General features: G+C 48.7%; 2 protein-coding genes. Both read right to left on the reverse strand.

Translation table 11 applies throughout. The features are described 5' to 3' along the window. The coding region (locus NE619_RS17710; RefSeq protein WP_256133818.1) for a VirB4-like conjugal transfer ATPase, CD1110 family at window positions 1–1,690 on the reverse strand (1,690 nt) is incomplete at its 3' end. Beyond that, on the reverse strand, window positions 1,671–2,022 hold a 352-nt coding region (locus NE619_RS17715; protein ID WP_256133820.1), incomplete at its 5' end, for a PrgI family protein. The genes NE619_RS17715 and NE619_RS17710, both read right to left, overlap by 20 nt.

The raw sequence follows: 2,022 nt of genomic DNA on the forward strand, positions 1-2,022 counted from the left end.
ATAGGGTTGGAACCCTGCCCCCATTCTGATAATCGCGGTATACGGCTTCCGTGCAGCGGTCCACGATAGACTTTTCTTTTGCGCCGATTCCATGGGGCTTGGCAAGCTGCTCAAAGAGAGACAGGATAAACTCAGATTTATCCACCACCGGGTCGCTGCCGTCTCCGTACCCTTCCACCATATCCATGGCATTGATGAAGTGGTCGCTGCCCGCAGCAATGCGAATCACTTCACCGCCAAGGGCCGAAACCAGGGCCGCATATTCATTTTCCGGATCACAGATCAGAATATCATCTTGAGTAGCCATAGCTAAAAACTCCAACCAGCCTTTCACAAAAAAGCTCTTACCGCTTCCAGGAACGCCCAGAATAAAGGAGTTTGGATTGAGCAGGTTTGCCTTGTTACAAAGAATCAGATTGTGCGATATGGCGTTTTCCCCGCAGTAAATGCCACCATCGTCTTGAATCTCTTGCACCCGGAAGGGCATGAGCACGGCTAGGCTTTCCGTAGTAAGTGTGCGCAAAGCATGAATGTTGCGGCGGCCGATGGGCAGCACGGTATTCAGCCCGTCCGCCTGCTGAAAGTTCAAGGTAGAAAGCTGGCACAGATGTTTTCTGGCAATGGTCAGCAGCGTGTCAGTATCATCGTCCAACTGCTCGCGGCTATCCGCCGTATGAACTAAGGTAAGTACCGTAAACATCATACGTTGGTCCCGCGCCGTCAGATCATTTAAGAATTCTTTTGTCTCTTTCCGCTGCAATTCCATATCATAGGGAATCACGGCGCTGAAATTATTATTGGCGTTCTGCCTGCGCTGCCAGTTGGTGATATTGGTTTCCACGCCCAGGAGCCGGTTTTCCACTTCCCGCACCGCCTCATCGGTGGGAATGGGGATCACATCCATACTGAGCATAAGGTTTCGATCCAAATCCGTCAATTCCGCTACCATACTGTCTTTGATAAAGGACGCAAAATCCCGCAGAAATAACACTCTCCCATAGCGTTCTCCCATTCGGAAGGTTCCGCACTCAAATTCAAAGCTGTCGGGGCAGATCGCATCTTGGAAGCAATGGCCCTTTCGCATAGCATCTGCCAGTTCAAAACGAAACTCCGTTTCCTGGCCTGCACGGTAAAAATCATGGAGCACCCGCAATTTTTCGACAGCGTCCAATTCCCTTAGTTTTGATCCCAGCCGTGCGAAATGACTGGTCAGTTCCGTTGTCACACGGGAGAAATACGTCCGTGCTTCCTCAATGCTTTTCTTGAACACCGACACAGTAATATATTTCTCCTGCACCATACTATTGGACCCGGTCGCTTTCTCAAGAAGCATCCGGTTATATTCCTTGCGATAGCCGTCCATTTCATCACCTTTTAAAGGAATGAGAATTTTTTCTTCAAAGGCCTGCCGGTTGATTCTACGGTTATTGATGGTGATTTTAGTGGTTACTCCGCTGTCAAAGGAATTCAGAAGCTCACTGTATTCCAAAAACATGGCCTCTTTGTCTTCCCTACTAGCTACCGCATAGTTGATGTCCGAAAACTGATAAGTCTTTGCATATTTTGTTTTTCCCACTTGAAAGATTCCATCCGGCCAAATGGTCTGAATGGGAATCATCTGCTGTACACTTCTTGGGATTTTGAAATTTTCCCGGTCTTGTTTGAGTAAGTTACGCAGCGTTTTTATCATGATATTTGGTCTCCTCCTTTTTCTCGCTTTTCATCTTCCAGGCTTCGTAATACAGGTTTTCGGATCGAAACCCCAGCTGCCTTGGCATAAGCAGCTCGGCCTTCATCCACACCCAGACAAACTGCTCCGCGTTCATGCCGTGATAACGGATAAAACCGATGGCGGCAAAAGGCGCAGCGCCCAGGATGCACATCCAGCTGACGGTTTCCGTGCCCAGATAGTTCCGCAATAGAAAATATAGCAAGGCCGCCATACCGCAGGCCAATACTGAAAAAAAGAACTGCCGCATGGACAGTCCGAAAAACATGGATTCCGTATAATCCCGGATCTCC

It is taken from the genome of Anaerovorax odorimutans (assembly GCF_024459955.1).
In the GTDB taxonomy this organism is placed as follows: Bacteria; Bacillota; Clostridia; order Peptostreptococcales; family Anaerovoracaceae; genus Hominibacterium; species Hominibacterium odorimutans_A.